Genomic DNA, 18,562 nt, shown 5'->3' on the forward strand with positions numbered 1-18,562 from the left:
TGGTACCCTATACAACCTTCGGAGAGATATGATCTTCGCAAAAGGCAAGCCGGCGGAGATCGGCAGGAAAGACGGTCAATCGAATTTCAGAGGAGTTTGGAACATGAAATTGCATAGCATCATCGTGTCTGGAGCGGTGGCAATCTCCGCTCTCGCAACGCCGGTTCTCGGCAAGGACTGGAAGACTGCGACGATTACCCTCGAGGGTGCCTACGCACCCTGGAACATGACGAATGCCGACGGCACGCTAGGCGGCTTCGAGCCGGAACTGGCCAAGGTGCTCTGCGAGCGCGCCAAGATCGAATGCAAGCTTGTCGCGTCCGACTGGGACGGCATGATCCCGGCGCTGAATGCCGGCAAATTCGATGTGATCATGGATGCGCTGTCGATCACCGAAGAGCGCAAGAAGATCATCGACTTCACCGTTCCCTATGCCGCGACGCCTGCCGCTTTCGCGACCGCCAAGGATAGCCCGCTGGCAAATGCCGCCGGTACCGGCGTGACGATCAAGATGACGCCCGGCCAGACCGGCGTGAAGGAAATCGATGCGCTGAAGGAAGCCTTCAAGGGCAAGACGATCGGCATCCAGGCCGCGACCGTCTATGCGAAGTTCGTCTATGACAACTTCGGCTCGATCGCCGAAATCCGCGAATACAAGACCGGCGCCGACCGCGATCTCGATCTGCAGAACGGCCGTATCGATCTAGGCTTCGACGACGCGGTCTATTTCAACAACGCATTCGCGTCGGCAAACGATACGCTTGCCTTCACCGGCCCGGAAATCGCCGGCTCGATCTGGGGCGAGGGCGAAGGTCTCGGCATCCGGAAGGAAGACACCGACCTGCGCGACAAGTTCAGCGAAGCCATCAAGTCCGCGCTGGCCGACGGTACCGTCAAGACCCTCTCGATGAAGTGGTTCAAGGTCGACGTCAGCCCGCAATAAGCAACCTTCGGGCTATCACCGATACGGTCTCCGGCACCTTGCCGGAGACGCCTGTGATAATCTCGACGCCTGAAGCTGCTATCGACGGGAACGGACGCAATGGGAACCTTGGGACTCTTGGGCTTCGGCTCGAACGGATGGGGCGCATTGTTGCTTGTTGCAACCTTGATGACGCTCGCCGTGACCGCGACTGCGCTGGCGATCGGCGCCGTACTCGGCACCATCATCGCCTCGACCAAACTCTCCGGCAATATGCTGCTGGTGACGCTCGGCAATATCTATACGACCGTGTTTCGCGGCGTGCCTGAATTGCTGATCATCTATTTGATCTATTTCGGCGGCTCGGCGGCGGTGACATCCGTCGGTCAATGGCTAGGCTACGAGGGCTTCCTCGGCCTGCCCTCCTTTGCCGCCGGCGCCCTTGCCGTCGGCATCATCTCCGGCGCCTATCAGGCGGAAGTCTATCGCGGCGCCTTTCTGGCGATCTCCAAGGGAGAGCTGGAAGCGGCCTCGGCGATCGGCATGCCGCGCGCGCTGCGCCTGCGGCGCGTCATCATTCCGCAGGTCCTGCGCTTCGCGATCCCCGGTCTCGGCAATGTCTGGCAGCTAAGCCTCAAGGATTCGGCGCTGATCTCCGTCACCGGTCTCGCCGAGCTGATGCGCACCAGCCAGGTGGCCGCAGGCTCGACGCGTCAGTATTTCCTGTTTTTCATCGCCGGCGGCCTTCTCTATCTGTTGCTCACCAGTCTCTCGGACCGGATCTTCAACACCGCCGAACGGCGCGCAAACCGCAGTATGCCTGCGTCGGCGATGGGGCAAGCGTGATGGATTTCGAATTTCTGTTCTCCACCATGGTGACGCTGCTGAAAGCAGTGCCGACGACGCTGATCCTGTTTTCGCTGTCGATCTTTTTCGGCGGCCTGCTGGCGCTCGTCATCGTCTCGCTTCGCGTCAGCGGCAATCCGTTGCTGGCCGGTTTCGCCAAGGGCTACATCTTCATCTTCCGCGGCTCCCCGCTGCTGATCCAGATGTTCCTGGTCTTTTACGGGCTTGGTCAGTTCGGCGTCATCCGCTACTCCTTCCTCTGGCCCTTCCTGCGCGAGCCAATGGTCTGCGCCGTGCTTTCGCTGGCGCTCTGCACGGCAGGCTACTCTGCGGAAATCTTCCGCAGCGGCATCCGCGCCGTCTCGCCAAAGGAAATCGAGGCGGCCCGCGCCATCGGCATGCCGCGCATGCTGATGATCCGGCGGATCATCGCGCCCATCGCCTTCCGTCATGCGCTGCCTGCCTATTCCACCGAGATCGTGCTGATGATGAAATCGACAGCGCTCGCAAGCCTCGTCACCGTCTGGGAAGTCACCGGCGTCGCGCAGCGGCTGATTTCGCAGACCTATCGCACCATGGAAGTCTTCCTGTGCGCCGCCATCATCTACCTGGTGCTGAACTTCATCATCCTGCAGGCCATGGCGCTGCTCGAATATTCACTCTCCAAACACCGCCGCGCCATCCCGCCGGCACTCAAGGCCTAAGGAGCAACCGCGATGCCCGGTGTGACACGCCTTTCCGTTCGCAACATCCGCAAGAGCTTCGGCACCCATGAGGTCCTGCGCGGCATTTCCCTTGAGGCCCAGGACGGCGATGTTATTTCGCTGCTCGGCGCTTCCGGCTCGGGAAAGTCGACCTTCCTGCGCTGTATCAATCTCCTGGAAACCGCGAGCGATGGCGAGATCTGGGTCGATGGCGAGCAAATCCGCATGGTGCACAAGAACGGCAGCAGCCGTCCTGCCAGCCAGAAGCAGGTCGACCACATCCGTTCCGAACTCGGCATGGTGTTCCAGAGCTTCAACCTCTGGTCTCACATGACCATCCTGCAGAATGTCATCGAGGGGCCGGTCCACGTTTTGAAGCGCCCGAAGGCCGAGTGTATTGCCGAGGCCGAGGCGCTTCTGGAAAAGGTCGGCATCGCCGACAAGCGCCATGCCTATCCGGCGCATCTTTCCGGCGGCCAGCAGCAGCGTGCCGCGATCGCTCGCGCCCTTGCCATGAAGCCAAAGGTCATGCTGTTCGATGAGCCGACATCGGCGCTCGATCCGGAATTGGTCGGCGAAGTGCTGCGCGTCATGCGCGCGCTGGCCGAGGAAGGCATGACGATGCTCGTCGTCACCCACGAGATGAGCTTTGCCCGCAACGTTTCCAACCGCGTCGTCTTCATGCGCGAAGGCCTGATCGAAAGCAGCGGCGCGCCCGACGATATGTTCGGCAGTGCGGCCACGCCGGCCTTCCGCCAGTTCATCGGCCATTTCGGAACCGGGCAATGACCATCGTCCTGCATGAACGTCTGTCGTGGCGCGATGTCGCCCGCGTTGGCGAGGGTGAAGCTCTGGCCTTGTCGGCCGCAGCACGCGACCGTGTCGCCCGCGCCAGACAGATCGTGGAGAGCATCGTCGAAAGCGGCGTCAGGGCTTATGGCATTAATACCGGGGTCGGCGCGTTGTCCGACACGGTCGTTGACCGCACCTCGCAGAGCCGCCTGTCGCGCAATATCATTCTGAGCCATGCCTGCGGTGTCGGTCCTCTGCTGGCGCCGCGCGAAGTGCGCGCGATCATCGCTGCGCAGATCGCCAATTTCGGCCACGGCCACTCCGGCGTGCGCCCTGAAATCCTCGAACATCTCACGGCATTCCTCGCGAAGGACTGCATTCCCGATGTGCCGTCCAGGGGATCGGCCGGATATCTCACCCACAACGCCCATTCGGCTCTAGTGCTGATCGGAGAGGGCCATGCAACCGTCGGCGGGCGGCGCATGACGGGGCGCGAGGCACTTCTCGCGATCGGGCTCGCGCCGCTTGTGCTTCAAGCCAAGGAAGGCCTGAGCCTCGTCAACGGAACGGCCTGCGCAACGGGCTTGTCTTCCGTTGCCCTGTCCCGCGCCGAACGGCTGCTCGATTGGGCCGACGCCGCCGCAGCGCTGACGCTCGAAGCTGTCGGCTGCCAGATAGCCGCTTTTGAGAAATCAGTGCTGTCGCTCCGTCCTTCCAAAGGTATTGCGAAGGTAGGCGGGCGCTTACGCTCCCGGTTAAAGGGCAGCGCGCTGGTCGACGCCGCCAAGGGCAAACGGACGCAGGACGCGCTCAGCCTCCGCTCGGTGCCCCACGCCCACGGCGCTGCGTGGGACGTGTTCGAGGAGACGGCCCGGATCGTCGATCAGGAGCTGGCTTCCGTGACCGACAACCCCGCGATCTCCGGGACGCCGGATCGTCCCGTGGTGTCCTCCGAAGCGCATGCCGTGGCGCCCGCCCTGGCGCAGGCCGCCGATGCTCTCGCAATCGCGATCGCGCAGATCGGCGCAATGAGCGAGCGGCGCGCGGACAGGCTGGTCAATCCGCTTGTCAGCGGGTTGCCGCCGTTTCTCGCCAGCGATGCCGGCAGCCATTCGGGCTTCATGATCGCGCAATATACCGCTGCGGCACTTGCCAACGAAAATCGCCGTCTCGCGGCACCCGCCTCGCTCGACGGCGGCATCACCTCCGGTTTGCAGGAGGACTTCCTGGCCCATCCGACGGCGGCGGCAAACAAGCTGCTCGCCATCATCGATAACGCCGAATATATCTTGGCCGTCGAACTGATGGCGGCAGCGCAGGCGCATGATTTCGTGGCCGTCAACGGTGCACGCGCCACCGGAACCGGCGCCATTCACGCGATGGTGCGCGGCGTTGCAGGCCATTACCATGACGACCGGCCGTTGCATGGCGATATCGAGGCGCTCCGAACCCTGATATCAACCCATCAGCCGGCCGAGTGAGAGAATGGACATGTCTGCAGAATTCGATGTCGCCGTCATCGGTCTTGGTGCCATGGGGAGTTCGGCCGCCGCCTTCGCGGCATCGCGCGGTGCCAAAGTCATCGGGCTCGAAGCCTATTTCCCGGCCCATGCGCTCAGCTCGTCGCATGGTGACAGCCGTCTCATCCGGCTCGGCTATTTCGAAGACCCGTCCTATGTGCCGCTGCTGCAGCGTGCCTATGAAAACTGGCGGGCGCTGGAAGCACAGCTGCGAACCGATATCCTGACCGTCACAGGCGTGCTGCAGATCGGCGCACCGGACAGCAAGATCGTCAGCGGAACGAAGGCATCCTGTGAGATGCATGGCCTGGCGCATCAGATCCTCGACAAGCAGGAGATGGCGCGGCGGTTTCCGGCCTTTGCTCTCGATGACGGCGAGATCGGGCTGCTCGATCCGCAGGGCGGTTATGTCAAGCCTGAAGCCGCGATCATGGGCTACCTGAAGCTGGCCGCCGAACACGGTGCTGCGCTGCATTTCGGCGAACCGGTGCTTTCGATCGACCAGAGCGGCAATGGCGTGACGATCGTCTCGGGCACCGCGACCTACCGCGCACGCAAGGTCATCGTTGCGACCGGCGCCTGGATCGCCGAGCTCGTGCCGCAACTGCGGTCGCGTGCCGTGCCGATCCGCCAGGTGGTGGCCTGGTATCAGCCATCCGATGGCTTCGTTGCCGAGCCGCAGCGCATGCCCTGCTTCCTGCGGGATGACGGCGAGGGCGGATCCTATTTCGGTTTTCCGAATATCGGCATCGACGGCGTCAAGGTCGGCCGTCACGCGCATTTCCGCGAGCCGATCGATCCGCGTGCTCCCAATCCGCCCGTCAACGAGGCCGATACCGCGCTTCTTGACAGCTTCGTCCTCAAGCGTCTGCCGCATGCGGCTTCGATGCGGGTGCGGGCGACGACCTGCCGCTACACGATGCTGCCGAGCGAGGACTTCCTGATCGATCATGTGCCGGGTGCGCCTGATGTCGTCGTCTCCTCCGCCTGCTCCGGCCACGGCTTCAAATTCACCAGCGTCATCGGCGAACTTCTGGCGGATCTCGCGCTGGAGGGCGGCAGCGCGCTGCCGCACGGCCTGTTCTCGTTTGCGCGGCACTTCCCGAACGGCTGAGGCACAAGATGCATCTTGTCTGCCTGGCAATGTATGTTACCCCGCCGCCGCTTGCCGCGGCGACCGCTGAACTCTGGGAGTTCCTGCGCGCATATCTCGCGCGCCCGGGTGTCTCAGGATTGCCGGATCGTCTGGATACCGATCTGGCCTATGACGAAGCCTGGCTTCGTCCCGACCTCCTGCTCTCGCAGACCTGCGGCTATCCCTATGTGACACAGCTACGGGGCAGGGTCCGCCTCGTCGCAACGCCAGTCTACAGCCATCCGGGCTGCGACGGGCCGCTGATGCGCAGCGTCATCGTCGTCAGACGCGACTCGGTTTTTGCTACGATCGAAGATCTGCGTGGCGCAGTCGCGGCGATCAATAGCCCGACCAGCAATTCCGGCGCCAATCTCCTGCGCGCCGCCGTTACTCCTCTTGCCCGGGAGGGGCGCTTCTTTGCTGCCTTTATCGAGACGGGAAGCCATGGCGCCAGCATCGATGCGGTTGCCCAGGGCCGCGCCGATTGTGCGGCCATCGATTGCGTTACACTTGCAAATATCCAACGCTTCGACCGTGAGCGCGTGACTGAAATCCGGCAGCTTGCGCTCACGCCTGCCAGTCCCGGGTTGCCCTTCATCACGTCTGGCGGTGCAACCGACGAACAGGTTGAGCTGCTTCGTGAAGCGCTCATGGCCTCGATCCGCGCGCCATTTCTTGCAGTGGCGCGCGATACGATGGGGCTGGTCGATTTCGACATCCTGCCGGACGCCCGTTACGAAGTGCTGCTGACGCTTGCCAAGCAGGCCGAGGAATTCGGCTACCGCGATTTCGACAGGCTGAAATGAGCGCCGCCTTCCCGGCGGCGCGCTTCCTCAGCCGATCCTGTTGCCCGACGCCGCGTCGAAGATGTGAACGGCGCCTTTGGTGAGGGTCAGTGTCTGTTTGCTGCCGACATCGAACCATGGCCGTTCGCGAAGCACCACCGAGACGAGTTGATCGCCGAGCTTGAGCTCGATGAAGGCTTCGGAGCCGGTCGGCTCGATATTCTCGACGGTTGCGTGCAGGTCGCCTTCTGCCCCAAGGCCGATTTCTTCCGGCCGCTTGCCGATCAGCAGCTTCTGGCCTTCCTGAACAGCTGATGGCGCTGCAAGTCCCGACGGTTGGCCATTCTGCAGGATCAGTTTGCCGCCGGTGACGGTTGCCGGGAACAGGTTCATCGCCGGCGAGCCGATGAACTGGGCGACGAAGGCATTGGCCGGGCGGTCGTAGAGTTCCAGTGGCGTGCCGATCTGCTCGATGCGGCCCGCCTGCATGACGACGATCCGGTCGGCCATGGTCATTGCCTCCACCTGGTCGTGGGTGACGTAGACCATGGTGGTGCCGAGGCGGCGGTGCAGGCTCTTGATTTCGCCGCGCATCTGCACGCGCAGCTTGGCGTCGAGGTTCGACAGCGGTTCGTCGAAGAGGAAGACCTGCGGATTGCGGACGATGGAACGGCCCATCGCGACGCGCTGGCGCTGGCCGCCGGACAGTGCCTTCGGCTTGCGCTGCAGCAGGCTTTCCAGGCCGAGAATCTCGGCCGCTTCGCGGACCTTCTTTTCCTTCTCAGCCTTGCCGGCGCCCGCCAGCGTCAGCGAGAAGGCCATGTTTTCCTCGACGGTCATATGCGGGTAGAGCGCATAGTTCTGGAACACCATCGAGATGTCGCGGCTCTTCGGGGGTAGGGTGTTGACCACCTTGCCGCCGATCGAGATCGTTCCGCCCGAAATGTCCTCAAGACCGGCGATCATCCGCAGCAGCGTGGACTTGCCGCAACCCGACGGGCCGACCAGGACGACGAATTCGCCGTCACCGATCGCCGCATCGATCCCGTGAATGACCTCGGCGCTGCCGTAGCGCTTGACGACCTTGTCGATCGTGACACTTGCCATGGGGATCTCCTTACGCCGCGCCGATGTGGATGCGGGTGGCCGAGAGGGCTCCCTCGTGAATGATCAGTCCGGCCGATCCGCCGGCAAAGGTCTGGTCATTGGCTTCGACCGTGGTGCCGCCGACCGTAGCGGAAAGCTTGTCGCCCCTGGCCGAGAGCTTCATCGTAAAGCGCGTCTCGAATTCGACCTGGAGTGCGGTCGAGGCGAGCACCGTCTGCTTCTCATCCTTGCGGCAGACGATCTGCAGCTTGCCGTCGCGGGTAACCAGAGCCGCATAGTAGCGGCGCTGTCCCTCGGCGCGGATCGCCAGGCCGCCGTGATCGCCGAGATGCAGCATCAGGTCGGCCTCGATAGCATAATCGGTCCAGTCGCGCGTGCCCTGCAGGATCAATCCTTCACCGCGGTTCTGGCTGATGCGGAAGTCCTGCGGGAAGTTCTTCGAGAAGAAATGCACATTGCTGACCCAGGCGCGGCGCCAGAAGTCGCTGGCGCCTTCCGGACGCTTGAAGGTCACATCAGGGCAACCATCCCAGGTGAGCGCATCGACCAGGACCCGCCCGTTTGCTCGTCCCTGCGGCGCCGTCAACACCAGGCCGATTTCGGCGATCGGCTGGTGGCCGGTTGCGGGGACGGTCCATTCGAGCGCTGCCGAATTGCCGGGGTTGAGAAGCTTGCCGGAGGGCATGTCGATATCGACGAGGGCATCGCTGCCATCATAGTGGCGGATGCGGAGCTTCGCCTCGACGGAGCCGCTGTTTGCCGCTTCGGCGCGGATGGTTGCGCGCAGCGTCTGTCCGGCATGGATGCGCGGGCTGGCGACCAGATCGTAGGTGCGCATCTTGGTGACTTCGAGCGGCGTGAAGACCGGCGTGGTGGCCGCAGCCTCACGACCTTGGGCAAGCGCCTGGTAATCGATCGCCAGCGCCGATCCGGTTCCTGTCACCTTCAGCCCGTCAAGAGCGGTCTGGCCCGCCTGCGGACGGAAGCCCTGGACCGAGCCCGGCAGCGAGAAGTGGAATTTCGCGCCATTCTTCGGCGCCGGTTCGGCTGTCTGTCCGGCAAGCTTGCGACCGAGATTGGCCAGCCACAACGAGACGTCGGCGGCGTCGGCAATCGAGCGGCCGCCATCGACGGTCGACATGTAGAGACGGTCGGCGACCGGGCCGCGCCAGTCGGGACCGGCATCGAGACCGTCGAGGCCGAGCATGATGCCGTGCAGGCAGCCGAGGTTGCCGGCGTTGCAATCGGTATCCCAACCGGAGGTGTTGACGATCATCTGGCCGCGCTGGAAGTCGTGCGGCGCATGCAACAGCGCCATGATCATCAGCGCGTGGTTGGGCACGACATGGCAATTGCCCGGATATTTGTCGTAACCGTAATTGTCCTCGATCTTCTGACGCGTCGCTTCCCAATCCTCGTTGCCCGATGTCCAGCCGCGGATATCGGCGATCAGCCTGGCGATCAGGCTGTCCTTCGGGATATGCGCAAGGCCGGTATCGAGCAGATGGTTCACATCCTTGCTGACGAAGGCCTCCGCCTCCATCGCAGCCCAGAGGACGGCGGCATTCACCGCTTCTCCGTCGTGACTGACGGAGCCTGCGGCGCGTGCCAGCTTGGCGGCCTGCGCCGGGTTGCCGGGGGAGACCAGCGCCCAGCCGTCGATGAAAATCTGCGCGCCGATCTGCTCGGCAACGGTGGCGCCGTTGACGGCGATCGAACCGGAGGCCGGCGCCGGAATGCCGCGCTGTAGGTTGAGCCAGGCGGTGTGTTCCGTCGAATTGCCGGCACCACCCCACCAGAGGATCGAACGTTCCTCGATGATGTAGTTCAGCCAGGCCTTGCCGATGTCTTCGGCCGACAGATCCGGCGAGATGCCGTAGTCGTCAAGCGCTCGCGGGAAGGTGAAGGTCCCGGCCACGTCGTCATCGGTGACGATCAGCGGATCGCCGAGGCGGTCATGGACGTAATAGGTGATCGGGCCGAGCTTTTCGAGAATGTCCTTGTAGCGCCAGTTCTCGAACGGGCGGCCGAGATAGACGCCGATCAGCTTGCCGAGAACGCCTGCATAGACGCGGTTGTTGTAGTCTGCGGGAATGGACATGCGAACTCCTTGATCAGCCCTTCACCGAACCGCCGGCCATTCCTTCGATGAAGTGGCGCTGCAGCAGGACGAAGAGGATTACGATGGGAAGAATGATGATGAGGGCGGCGGCCATGATCTCACCCCAGTCGGACGAGTATTGGCCGGAAAGCAGGAAGAACGAGACGACGGCCGTCAGCCTGTCCTGGCCCTGCAGGAACGTCGTGGCGATCAGGAACTCGTTCCAGGAATAGAGGCCGATGATCAGCGCCACCGTCAGGATCCCGGGCGAGACGATCGGCAGGAAGACGCGGCGGAACACCTGCCAATGCGTCGCCCCGTCGATCAGCGCTGCTTCCTCCAGCTCCTTGGGAACCGCAAGGAAGTAAGTCCGCAGCAGCATGATCGCGAAGGGCGAATAGACCGCCGTATAGATGAAGGCGACGGCGACAGGGTTGTTGATCAGCCCGAAGCGGGCAAAGCCGAAATAGAGCGGGAAGAGGAAGAGCTGGATCGGCGCGGTGGTGCTGGCCAAGAGATAGAAGGTCAGGATTTTCCAGCGCTTGATCTTCTGGCGGGCCAGAACATAGGCGGTCAGCGATCCGGTCGAGCAGACGAGGATGATCGTCAGGCCCGTCAGCACGGCGGAGTTCAGCAGCGTCTGGCCGAAATTCGCGTCCGTCCAGGCGCGGGTGAAATTGTCCCAGCGGATGACGGAGGGGAGCGCCAGCGGATTCTGGACGATCTCTGCCGATGGCTTCAATGCGTTGAGCACGGTCAGCGCGATGGGAAACAGGGTGACGATCAGCAGCACCGACAGGGTGATGTAGACGATCGCGAAGGTGAGGCGGCTTTCGGTGATGTTCATTGTTCGAACTCCGTCGCTTGGGCGCGGATGTAGAAGACGGTTGCGGCCAGGCCGAAGAGGCTGATCACCACCGAGATCGCTGCCGCCTTGCCGACAGCAAGGTCGTAGAAGGCCGAGCGATAGGCGAAGGTCGATAGCACTTCGGAGGAATAGGCCGGGCCGCCCTGGGTCAGGATGTAGACGAAGTCGAAGACCAGGAACGACCAGATGACGGTCATGATCATCATCAGCGTGATGGTCGGCATGATGCCTGGCAGGAGGACATAGCGGATGGTCTGGAAGAAGGTTGCACCCTCGATGCGCGACGCTTCGATCTGTTCGTTCGGCACCTGACGCAGGGCCGCGAAGAAGATGACGCAGAGGAAGCCCCACCAATGCCAGAGGTCGACGACCGCGATACCATAGAGCGCGCTGGACGTCTCGGTCAGAGGATTGGCGATATCGAGACCCATGCGCTGCAGAAGGCCGGTGATGCCGGTGACCGGCGAATAGATCATGCCCTGCCAGACACGGCCGGTGATCGCCGTGGCGATGATAACAGGCAGGAAATAGACGACCTGGAAGAAGTTCGAGCCGCGGCGCACGACCAGCATCATGGTGGCTGCCAGCAGGCCCATGGCGATCGGTACCGTCAGGAAGATAAGCGTCCAGATGATGTTGTTGGTCAACGCCGTCCAGAACACGCTGTCGTCCCAAAGGGCCTGGAAATTGTCGAGGCCGACGAACACGGGCGTGCTGATGCCGTCCCATTCGAAGAAGGCGAGAGCCACCGTGAGCAGCGCCGGTATGGCGATGATGACGACATTGATGATCAATGTCGACAGGACGTAAAGTCGGTGCATTGCAGACCTTTCAAGGCAAACAGGCCACTCCCGCGCCGACGCGGCGCAGGCGAAGGTGAGGGCGCCGAAGCTGCGCCCTCACGGCCATTTTGATCAGCGGGCCGGGACCGCAGGCGCCTTTCCGGCCTTCATTTCCTTCTGGAAGGAAGCGTCCATCTTGGCGAGGAAGTCGGCGGTCGTTGTCTTCTTCAGCCAGACTTCCTCGATGCCGTTGATGACATAGCTGTCTGTCGCCGGCGGCAGGAAGGTCCAGGTCGTGTAGCCGTATTTGCCGTCGTTTACCGATGAGGAGAGGTTCTTCATCGTCTCGGTAAAGAGCGGCGTCACTTCGCTCGCCATCTTGACGTTGGAGATATCCTTCAGTGGAATGTTCCATTCGCCCTGCCAGGCCGAATTCATCGTCTCGTAGACTTCAGGCGAGAAGACATAGTTGATCGCCGCTGCCGCGCCATCCGGGTTCTTGGCCTTGGTGGCGATCGAGAAGGTGGAGCCGATGCCGAGCGGGAAGACCGGGTCGCCCGAAGCACTCGGGAAGCCGACGAAGCCCGCCTCGCTGCCTGCCTTCTTGCCGTAGGTATCGACATTCTGGAACTGCCAGGTGCCGGTCGGCATCATCCCGGCCTTGCCGGATGCCATGGCGTCTGCTGCCTGTTCGCTGCTCGTCACCGAGAAGTAATTCTTGCCGAAATAACCCTTCTGCCACCAGGAATTCAGCCGGTCGATCGATTTGACGAAGGGCTCGGCGGTCCAGGGCATTTCGCCGCGCAGCGCCTTGTTCAGGTTTTCGGGGCCGGCAACCGAGTTGAGCGCCAGTGTCACGAACCACTCGTTTGCGCCGCGCCAATCGGCATTGCCTGCCGCAAACGGAGTGATGCCGTCCTTCAGCATGGCGTCGGCGACGGTCTCGAGTTCGTCCAGCGTCTTCGGTGCCTGCCAGTTCTTCTGGGCAAACAGCGTCTTGTTGTAGAACAGGCCGACCGTTTCGTAGGTCTTTGGCAGGGCGTAGATCTTGCCGTTATACTCGCCCATCTTCAGGAAGACCGGCAGGATACGGTCCTGCCACTTGTACTTGGCGGCATAGTCATCCAGCGGCATCAGCTGGCCGGACTGGGCCATCGGCGCGACATAGCTCGGGCCTGCCGTATAGACGACATCAGGACCGTTGCCGGAGAGCATGGCAACGCGCAGCTGCTTGTCGAGTTCGTTGCCGCGATAGTCGATGACAAGGCTGTAATCGGGATTGGCCTTGGCGAAGGGCTCGACGATATCTTTCTGGATCAGCTTCTGTTGGTCCGGGGTCGCCTGTTCGTACCACCAAGAGACCTTCTCCTGCGCGACGGCGATATGCGACGTGCTGGCAATCAATGCGGTGGCGGCGAAAAGCTTCAGCCTGGTCATAATGTTTCCTCCCTGGTTTGATGCATGTGCTCCGGCTGTCCCTTGAAGGGGGCAACCGAGGCGCGGATGATGAGTTCGTATGGCATTTCTTCTGCCTGGCCGGGTTCGGAGGCCCCGTCTGCCAGCCGTTCGATCAGTTTCTCGGCGGCGCGGGCGCCGATCCGATCCTGAAACTGTGCGACTGTCGTCAGTGCCGGTGTCACCAGCGCTGCCGCCAGAATGTCGTCGAAACCGGCAACCGAAACGTCGCCGGGAACGGACAGGCCGTGGGCGGCGAGGCTCTGCATGGTGCCGATCGCCATCAGGTCGTTGGCCGCGATGATGGCGCTGACCGGACGGCCGCTTTCCAGCAGGCGGTCGGCGATCTCGCGCCCGCCCTCCAGCGTGAAATGCGCGGCTTCCAGCACGATCGGCGCGGCACCCATGGTCGCCATCGCCTCGAGATAGCCCTGCAGGCGGACCTGCTGCGGACCGCCGGGCGCTGCGATCATGGCGATCGACCGGTGGCCGAGGTTCAGAAGGTGCTTGGTCAGCGTCCGGGCGGCGGCGACGTTGTCGATGAACAGGTTGTCGATCGGCAGCGGGCCGCCGACCTTCCTGGAGACTTCGATACGGACGACGGGAACGCCCGTCTTGCCGAGCGGCGCGAGATCCCTGGCGCTGGTCTTGAAGAATACGCCGACCACGCCGTCGAAGCGGCCCTGCTGCGCGGCTAGGATCACCTGCCGCTCATTGTTCAGCTCGCCCTCGGTATCGATCGTCACCACTTCGTAGCCGGCGGCGCGCGCGACCTTCTGCACGGCAACGACGAGCGAGGGATAAAAGGGGTTCGCGAGATCCGGAACCACGCAGGCGATCACATAGGTCCGCTTGGTCCGCAGCGCCTGCGCAAACCGGTTCGGCTGATAGCCGAGTTCCAGGATTGCCGCCTCGATGCGTTCGGCGGTCTCAGGCGTAACCTTCTCACGGCCACCATTGAGGATCAGCGAGACGGTGGCTTGCGCAACGCCCGCTCTTTCGGCCACCTCCTTCTGCGTAATCCGCCGTCCCGTCACCTGAGATATCCATAATTGATACGTAGCAACAACTTATTGCTACGTATCAATTAGTCAATGGCGATATTTAAGTTCGCTGGAGCCCCCGTCCGCTTTAGCCTATCGCGGCGTCTTTAGCGGATGCGGATGCAAGCGCTATTTCAGAGGGTTGGAGGGGGCGCGGTCCCGGCAGAATTTCCGGCACGGGCGTCACGATAGATGTGGATTTCGCTTCGCTCGCCATTCATGATCCGGCCCAATGAAGGAGCAGGAGGACGACAGAATGGATTGGAATGGGCGCCGCGTGCTGGTGACGGGAGCTGGCAAGGGCATCGGCCGGGCGACGGCGGTGATGCTGGCAAAGCGCGGGGCAAAGGTCGTCGCTCTCAGCCGCAGTGCCGATGATCTGGCGAGCCTTGCCGCGGAGATCGCCTGCGAGACGATCTGCGCCGACCTTGCCGGGATCGGTGCGATTGAAGCGGCGGTCCGCCTGGCGCTTCCGGTCGATCTGCTCGTCAACTGCGCCGGAACGACCGTGCTGCAGAGCTTCGTGACCAGTGATCTCGCGGAATTCAACCGGGTGATGAACGTCAACACGGTCGCGCCGATGGTGCTGTCGCAGATCGTGGTGCGGGATTGGCTGGCCCGCGGCATCAAGGGCGCGATCGTCAACGTTTCCAGCGATGCGGCGCGGCGCGGTGTCGCCAATCACACCGCCTATTGCGCCTCGAAGGCAGCGCTCGATGCGATGACGCGGGTGATGGCAGCCGAGCTCGGCCCGTCAGGCATCAGGGTTAACAGCGTCAACCCGACGGTGACGCTGACGCCGATGGGCGAGCTTGCCTGGAGCGATCCGGCCAAGGCCGATCCGGTCAAGGCCCGCATTCCGCTTGGCCGGTTCCTCGATCCGGACGAGGTCGCCGAGGCGATCCTGTTTCTGCTCAGCGACGGTGCATCGATGGTCAACGGTGTGTCGCTGCCTGTCGATGGCGGTCTCGCGGTTTCCTAGGTGGCCGATTTGGCCGTCAGCCGTGCCTGCAGGATGACGACGACGAGCAGGAAAGCGCCGCGAATCACCGATTGCCAATAGGCAGACAGCGAGATCCAGCCGAGACCGTTCTCGAAATTCAACACGTTGAAGACCATGCCTAGCAGCAGCGCGCCTGCCAGCGTTGCCCCGACCGACCCGGATCCGCCGGTCAGGAGCGTGCCGCCGACGACGACCGAGGCGATGGCGAAAAGCTCCCAGCCGACGCCTTCGGTCGGCTGTCCCGCGCCGAACTGGGCAGCGAGGATCACGCCTGCAAGTCCGGCAAGCGCGCCCGAGAGAGCATAGATCGCAAACAGCGTGCGATTGACCTTCAGGCCCATCAGCGCGGCCGTGTGCTCGCCATCGCCGATCGCCAGAATATGGCGGCCGGAGGGGCGGCGTTCGAGGAAAATCCATCCGGCGATGTAAGCAGCGAGCGCGATCCAGGCTGGGATCGGAAAGCCGAGGAAATCGTCCTGGCCGATCGATACGAAAGCGGTGTCGTAGTCGACGGAGACCGATTGATTGTCAGCTAGCAGCAAGGCGGTGCCATAGGCGGCGAGCATAGCGGCCAGTGTGGCGATGAACGGCTGAATCCGCATCTTGGAGATGACGAAGCCGTTGAGCATGCCGACGAGCAGACCGGCGCCGACGCCCGCCACCAGCCCCGCCGCCCAGCCATAGGGCGAGGCGAGTGCGGAAACGACGCTTGCCAGCGCCGCAACCCCGCCGACGGAGAGATCGATGCCGCCGGTCATGATCACGAAGGCCATGCCGAGCGCGATCAGCGCGAACATCGAATTGTAGCGCAGGAAGCTCAGGATATTGAAGGGCGACAGGAAATTCTCGTAGCGCAGGGCGCCGAAGAGAATGAGCGCGGCCAGCGCGATCAGTACGCCGAGGCGGGCAAGGTCACCGGCGGATTTCGGGGCGAAGGGTTTGAAGAGGGCGGAAAGCATCTCGGTGTCCTCAGGTCTTGTCGGCGCGCTGCTGGATGAAGACGGCAATGACGATCAGTCCCGCCTTGACGATCAGCGCGGCGGCATCGGGCACGCCATTGGCAAGCAGCGTGTAGCGCACCAGCTGAATGACGAAGGCGCCAAGCAGCGTGCCGAAGATATTGGCCCGCCCGCCCGTCAGCAGCGATCCACCGACGGCGACGGCGGCAATCGCGTCAAGCTCCATGCCCATGCCGACCAGATTGGCGTCGCTGGCGGAGTTTCTGGCCACGACGATCAGCCCCGCGATACCGGCAAGCGCACCGCTGATCACATAAACCAGCGTCTTCACCCGCTTGACCGGAATGCCCGTCAGCCGCGCCGCCTTTTCGTTGCCGCCGACGGCGATGATCTGGCGGCCGATGACAGTGAAGCGGATCAGCGCATAGGCGAGGGCGGCAATGACGATCATCAGAGCCACCTGCGCCGGGATGCCGGCGAAATGGCCCATGGCAATCCATTGGAATGCCGGGTTCTTGAAGACCTGCAGATTGCCATTGGTCATCACCTGCGCGATGCCGCGCCCGGCGATGAACAGCACCAGGGTGGCGACGATCGGCTGGATCGAGAAATGCGTGACGAGAAAGCCGTTGAACCAACCAAACAGCATGGCGACGATGACCGGCACCACGAAAGCAAGGCCAACGGCAAGCGCGACATTGTCGATCGGGAACAGGGTTCCCAGGAAGATCATCGGCGCGATGGCGCCCGATATTGCCATCAGCGAGCCGACCGAAAGATCGATGCCGCCGGTGGCGATCACCAGCGTCATGCCGGTTGCGACGATGACGATCGTGGCGACCTGGGTCAGATTGACGTTCAGCGTCTGCCACGAGAAGAAGTTCGGGGTGATCGCAATGTTGACGGCGATCAAGAGCAGGAATGCAGCTAAGGTGCCGTAGCGGCTGGCGATGCGAAGCGCTGACGCCTTCGACATGGTTGACGGCTTGATGGCGGTATCCGATATCGTCATGTCAATTCACCTGATGCGCCATGGCGGCAAGGAGGCTTTGCTCCGAGAGTTCACGTCTCGGCAGAACCGCGACCGACATGCCGTCGCTGAGCACGGTGACGCGATCGGCGGCGGCCAGCAGCTCTTCCAGTTCCGACGAGATCATCAGCACGCTGAGGCCATCATCTGCGAGGTTTCGCAGCAGCCGCAGGATCTCGGACTTGGCGCCGATATCGATGCCGCGTGTCGGCTCGTCGACGATCAGCACTCGCGGATCGGTGCAGAGCCAGCGGGCCAGCAGCACCTTCTGCTGGTTGCCGCCCGACAGTTCCTTGATCGGCTGGTCCGGAGAGGCACATTTGACGCCGAGCGATTTGATGAAGCGGGCGACGATCTCGTCCTGGCGGGCGCGGTCGACGATGCCTGCTTTCTTCAGTTTTGGCAGCAGCGCCAGCGTCATGTTCTCGCGGATACTCATATCCGGAATGATCCCGTCGATCTTGCGGTCTTCGGAAACGAGCCCGATGCCATCGGCGATCGCCGCGGCCGGTTCGGCATAGCTGCGCGAGGTGCCGTTGAAGCTCAGGCTGCCGCGCTCCAGCTTGTCGACGCCGAAGATGATGCGGGCGGTCTCCGTGCGGCCGGAGCCGAGAAGGCCGGCCAGTCCGGAAATCTCGCCCTCGCGGATCAGCAGATCGACGTCGCGGACGCGCAGGCCCGAACCGGCGCCCTGCAGCTCAAGGCGCACCGGCCGTTCGATCGCATTGTCGGCATCGCGGCTGAGCGCTTCGAAAGCCGCCAGTTCGCGGCCGAGCATGTGGCGCACCAGCTCCATTTTGGGGATATCCTTCATGGCGCTGACGGCAACCGTCTGGCCGTCACGCATGATGGTGACGCGGTCGCAAATCGCATAGAGCTCGTCGAGGCGGTGGCCGATGAAGATCACTGCGACGCCGCTTTTCTGCAGTGTGCGGATCGTCTCGAAAAGGACGGCGACCTCGCGCTCGTCCAGCGATGAGGTCGGCTCGTCCATGATCAGCAGCCGGGCGTTCTGGGTCACGGCGCGGGCGATCGACACCATCTGGCGGGTGGCGGCGCTGAAGCGCGCAACCGGCAGATCGACGTCGATATCGAGATTGAAGGTGGCAAGCACCTTGCGGGCGCCATCGCGCATGGCGCGGCGGTCAAGGAAGCCGAATTTCTTCGGTTCCCGCGACAGATAGATGTTCTCGGCGACGGAGCGCTGCGGCGCCAGGTTGATCTCCTGATAGATCGTGGCGATCCCGGCGGCCTGGCTTTCTGCCGGCGTCGAGAAGGCGACGTCCTCGCCGTTGAAACAGATCGATCCTTCGTCGCGCTGATAGGCGCCGGTCAGGATCTTGATCAGCGTCGACTTGCCGGCGCCGTTCTGGCCGACAAGCGCCATAATCTCGCCCGCGGCAATATCGAGGGAAGCGGCGCGCAGCGCGGCGATCCCGGCAAAGGATTTGGAGATACCCTGCATCGACAGCAGCATGCCGGTCGACTCCGTATTCAATAAAGGAAAAGC

The 18,562-nt window shown here is 63.0% G+C and carries 17 protein-coding genes; 8 read left to right on the forward strand and 9 right to left on the reverse strand.

The window, feature by feature from the left end:
* The first annotated feature begins 103 nt into the window (after positions 1-103).
* The 7 genes from AC1DV9_RS04310 to AC1DV9_RS04340 all read left to right on the forward strand — a co-directional run bounded on the left by AC1DV9_RS04310 (position 104) and on the right by AC1DV9_RS04340 (position 6,725).
* A complete protein-coding gene (locus AC1DV9_RS04310; protein ID WP_112386756.1) occupies positions 104-943 on the forward strand; it encodes a transporter substrate-binding domain-containing protein in 840 nt (279 codons plus the stop codon).
* A gap of 99 nt (positions 944-1,042) precedes the next feature.
* Complete coding sequence (locus tag AC1DV9_RS04315; RefSeq protein ID WP_112386711.1) at positions 1,043-1,768, forward strand: ABC transporter permease; 726 nt, start codon at positions 1,043-1,045, stop codon at positions 1,766-1,768.
* Complete coding sequence (locus tag AC1DV9_RS04320) at positions 1,768-2,472, forward strand: ABC transporter permease (RefSeq protein WP_112386712.1); 705 nt, start codon at positions 1,768-1,770, stop codon at positions 2,470-2,472. The genes AC1DV9_RS04315 and AC1DV9_RS04320 overlap by 1 nt, the downstream gene beginning before the upstream one ends.
* A 12-nt stretch (positions 2,473-2,484) precedes the next feature.
* On the forward strand, positions 2,485-3,261 hold the full coding sequence (locus tag AC1DV9_RS04325) for an ABC transporter ATP-binding protein (RefSeq protein WP_112386713.1): 777 nt from the start codon (positions 2,485-2,487) through the stop codon (positions 3,259-3,261).
* Positions 3,258-4,745 carry an HAL/PAL/TAL family ammonia-lyase gene (locus AC1DV9_RS04330; protein WP_477942224.1) on the forward strand — a complete coding sequence of 496 codons (1,488 nt, stop codon included), beginning with the start codon at positions 3,258-3,260 and terminating at the stop codon, positions 4,743-4,745. The genes AC1DV9_RS04325 and AC1DV9_RS04330 overlap by 4 nt, the downstream gene beginning before the upstream one ends.
* A 10-nt stretch (positions 4,746-4,755) precedes the next feature.
* The gene (gene solA / locus AC1DV9_RS04335) at positions 4,756-5,898 is read left to right on the forward strand and encodes an N-methyl-L-tryptophan oxidase (protein ID WP_112386715.1); all 1,143 of its coding nucleotides are present in this window, start codon (positions 4,756-4,758) and stop codon (positions 5,896-5,898) included.
* Positions 5,899-5,906: 8 nt separating this feature from the next.
* On the forward strand, positions 5,907-6,725 hold the full coding sequence (locus AC1DV9_RS04340; protein WP_477946318.1) for a phosphate/phosphite/phosphonate ABC transporter substrate-binding protein: 819 nt from the start codon (positions 5,907-5,909) through the stop codon (positions 6,723-6,725).
* Positions 6,726-6,752: 27 nt separating this feature from the next.
* On the opposite strand, the gene AC1DV9_RS04345 is transcribed toward AC1DV9_RS04340, so the two are convergent.
* From AC1DV9_RS04345 to AC1DV9_RS04370, 6 genes are all read right to left on the reverse strand, one after another.
* Positions 6,753-7,811, reverse strand: coding sequence for an ABC transporter ATP-binding protein (locus AC1DV9_RS04345; RefSeq protein ID WP_112386717.1), 1,059 nt, complete (start codon positions 7,809-7,811; stop codon positions 6,753-6,755).
* Positions 7,812-7,821: 10 nt separating this feature from the next.
* The gene (locus AC1DV9_RS04350; RefSeq protein ID WP_477946320.1) at positions 7,822-9,912 is read right to left on the reverse strand and encodes an ADP-ribosylglycohydrolase family protein; all 2,091 of its coding nucleotides are present in this window, start codon (positions 9,910-9,912) and stop codon (positions 7,822-7,824) included.
* Positions 9,913-9,925: 13 nt separating this feature from the next.
* Entirely contained in the window at positions 9,926-10,759 is an 834-nt protein-coding gene (locus AC1DV9_RS04355) for a carbohydrate ABC transporter permease (RefSeq protein ID WP_112386719.1), read from the reverse strand.
* Entirely contained in the window at positions 10,756-11,601 is an 846-nt protein-coding gene (locus AC1DV9_RS04360; protein WP_477946322.1) for a carbohydrate ABC transporter permease, read from the reverse strand. The genes AC1DV9_RS04355 and AC1DV9_RS04360 overlap by 4 nt, the downstream gene beginning before the upstream one ends.
* Positions 11,602-11,694: 93 nt before the next feature.
* A complete protein-coding gene (locus AC1DV9_RS04365) occupies positions 11,695-12,999 on the reverse strand; it encodes an ABC transporter substrate-binding protein (RefSeq protein ID WP_477946324.1) in 1,305 nt (434 codons plus the stop codon).
* Positions 12,996-14,054, reverse strand: a complete 1,059-nt coding sequence (locus AC1DV9_RS04370; RefSeq protein WP_112386722.1) for a LacI family DNA-binding transcriptional regulator — start codon at positions 14,052-14,054, stop codon at positions 12,996-12,998. The genes AC1DV9_RS04365 and AC1DV9_RS04370 overlap by 4 nt, the downstream gene beginning before the upstream one ends.
* 262 nt (positions 14,055-14,316) lie before the next feature.
* On the opposite strand from AC1DV9_RS04370, the gene AC1DV9_RS04375 reads away from it, so the two are divergent.
* Complete coding sequence (locus tag AC1DV9_RS04375; RefSeq protein ID WP_112386723.1) at positions 14,317-15,042, forward strand: SDR family oxidoreductase; 726 nt, start codon at positions 14,317-14,319, stop codon at positions 15,040-15,042.
* On the opposite strand, the gene AC1DV9_RS04380 is transcribed toward AC1DV9_RS04375, so the two are convergent.
* The 3 genes from AC1DV9_RS04380 to AC1DV9_RS04390 are packed head-to-tail and all read right to left on the reverse strand — an operon-like array spanning position 15,039 to position 18,529.
* Positions 15,039-16,022: an ABC transporter permease gene (locus AC1DV9_RS04380; RefSeq protein ID WP_112386724.1), complete on the reverse strand. Its 984-nt coding sequence runs from the start codon at positions 16,020-16,022 to the stop codon at positions 15,039-15,041. The genes AC1DV9_RS04375 and AC1DV9_RS04380 overlap by 4 nt on opposite strands.
* Positions 16,023-16,032: 10 nt before the next feature.
* A complete protein-coding gene (locus AC1DV9_RS04385; RefSeq protein WP_405049562.1) occupies positions 16,033-16,998 on the reverse strand; it encodes an ABC transporter permease in 966 nt (321 codons plus the stop codon).
* 37 nt (positions 16,999-17,035) lie between these two features.
* On the reverse strand, positions 17,036-18,529 hold the full coding sequence (locus AC1DV9_RS04390) for a sugar ABC transporter ATP-binding protein (protein WP_477942220.1): 1,494 nt from the start codon (positions 18,527-18,529) through the stop codon (positions 17,036-17,038).
* Positions 18,530-18,562 lie beyond the last annotated feature (33 nt).

Source organism: Rhizobium sp. 01L410 (assembly GCF_056400165.1).

Excerpts from the sequence above, each read along its gene's own strand:
- AC1DV9_RS04310 (WP_112386756.1), top strand. The coding sequence starts at position 104 with ATGAAATTGCATAGCATCATCGTGTCTGGAGCGGTGGCAATCTCCGCT.
- AC1DV9_RS04365 (WP_477946324.1), bottom strand. The coding sequence starts at position 12,999 with ATGACCAGGCTGAAGCTTTTCGCCGCCACCGCATTGATTGCCAGCACG.
- AC1DV9_RS04355 (WP_112386719.1), bottom strand. The coding sequence starts at position 10,759 with ATGAACATCACCGAAAGCCGCCTCACCTTCGCGATCGTCTACATCACC.
- solA (WP_112386715.1), top strand. The coding sequence starts at position 4,756 with ATGTCTGCAGAATTCGATGTCGCCGTCATCGGTCTTGGTGCCATGGGG.
- AC1DV9_RS04380 (WP_112386724.1), bottom strand. The coding sequence starts at position 16,022 with ATGCTTTCCGCCCTCTTCAAACCCTTCGCCCCGAAATCCGCCGGTGAC.
- AC1DV9_RS04385 (WP_405049562.1), bottom strand. The coding sequence starts at position 16,998 with ATGTCGAAGGCGTCAGCGCTTCGCATCGCCAGCCGCTACGGCACCTTA.
- AC1DV9_RS04320 (WP_112386712.1), top strand. The coding sequence starts at position 1,768 with ATGGATTTCGAATTTCTGTTCTCCACCATGGTGACGCTGCTGAAAGCA.
- AC1DV9_RS04350 (WP_477946320.1), bottom strand. The coding sequence starts at position 9,912 with ATGTCCATTCCCGCAGACTACAACAACCGCGTCTATGCAGGCGTTCTC.
- AC1DV9_RS04330 (WP_477942224.1), top strand. The coding sequence starts at position 3,258 with ATGACCATCGTCCTGCATGAACGTCTGTCGTGGCGCGATGTCGCCCGC.
- AC1DV9_RS04345 (WP_112386717.1), bottom strand. The coding sequence starts at position 7,811 with ATGGCAAGTGTCACGATCGACAAGGTCGTCAAGCGCTACGGCAGCGCC.
- AC1DV9_RS04360 (WP_477946322.1), bottom strand. The coding sequence starts at position 11,601 with ATGCACCGACTTTACGTCCTGTCGACATTGATCATCAATGTCGTCATC.
- AC1DV9_RS04340 (WP_477946318.1), top strand. The coding sequence starts at position 5,907 with ATGCATCTTGTCTGCCTGGCAATGTATGTTACCCCGCCGCCGCTTGCC.
- AC1DV9_RS04375 (WP_112386723.1), top strand. The coding sequence starts at position 14,317 with ATGGATTGGAATGGGCGCCGCGTGCTGGTGACGGGAGCTGGCAAGGGC.
- AC1DV9_RS04390 (WP_477942220.1), bottom strand. The coding sequence starts at position 18,529 with ATGCTGCTGTCGATGCAGGGTATCTCCAAATCCTTTGCCGGGATCGCC.
- AC1DV9_RS04315 (WP_112386711.1), top strand. The coding sequence starts at position 1,043 with ATGGGAACCTTGGGACTCTTGGGCTTCGGCTCGAACGGATGGGGCGCA.
- AC1DV9_RS04325 (WP_112386713.1), top strand. The coding sequence starts at position 2,485 with ATGCCCGGTGTGACACGCCTTTCCGTTCGCAACATCCGCAAGAGCTTC.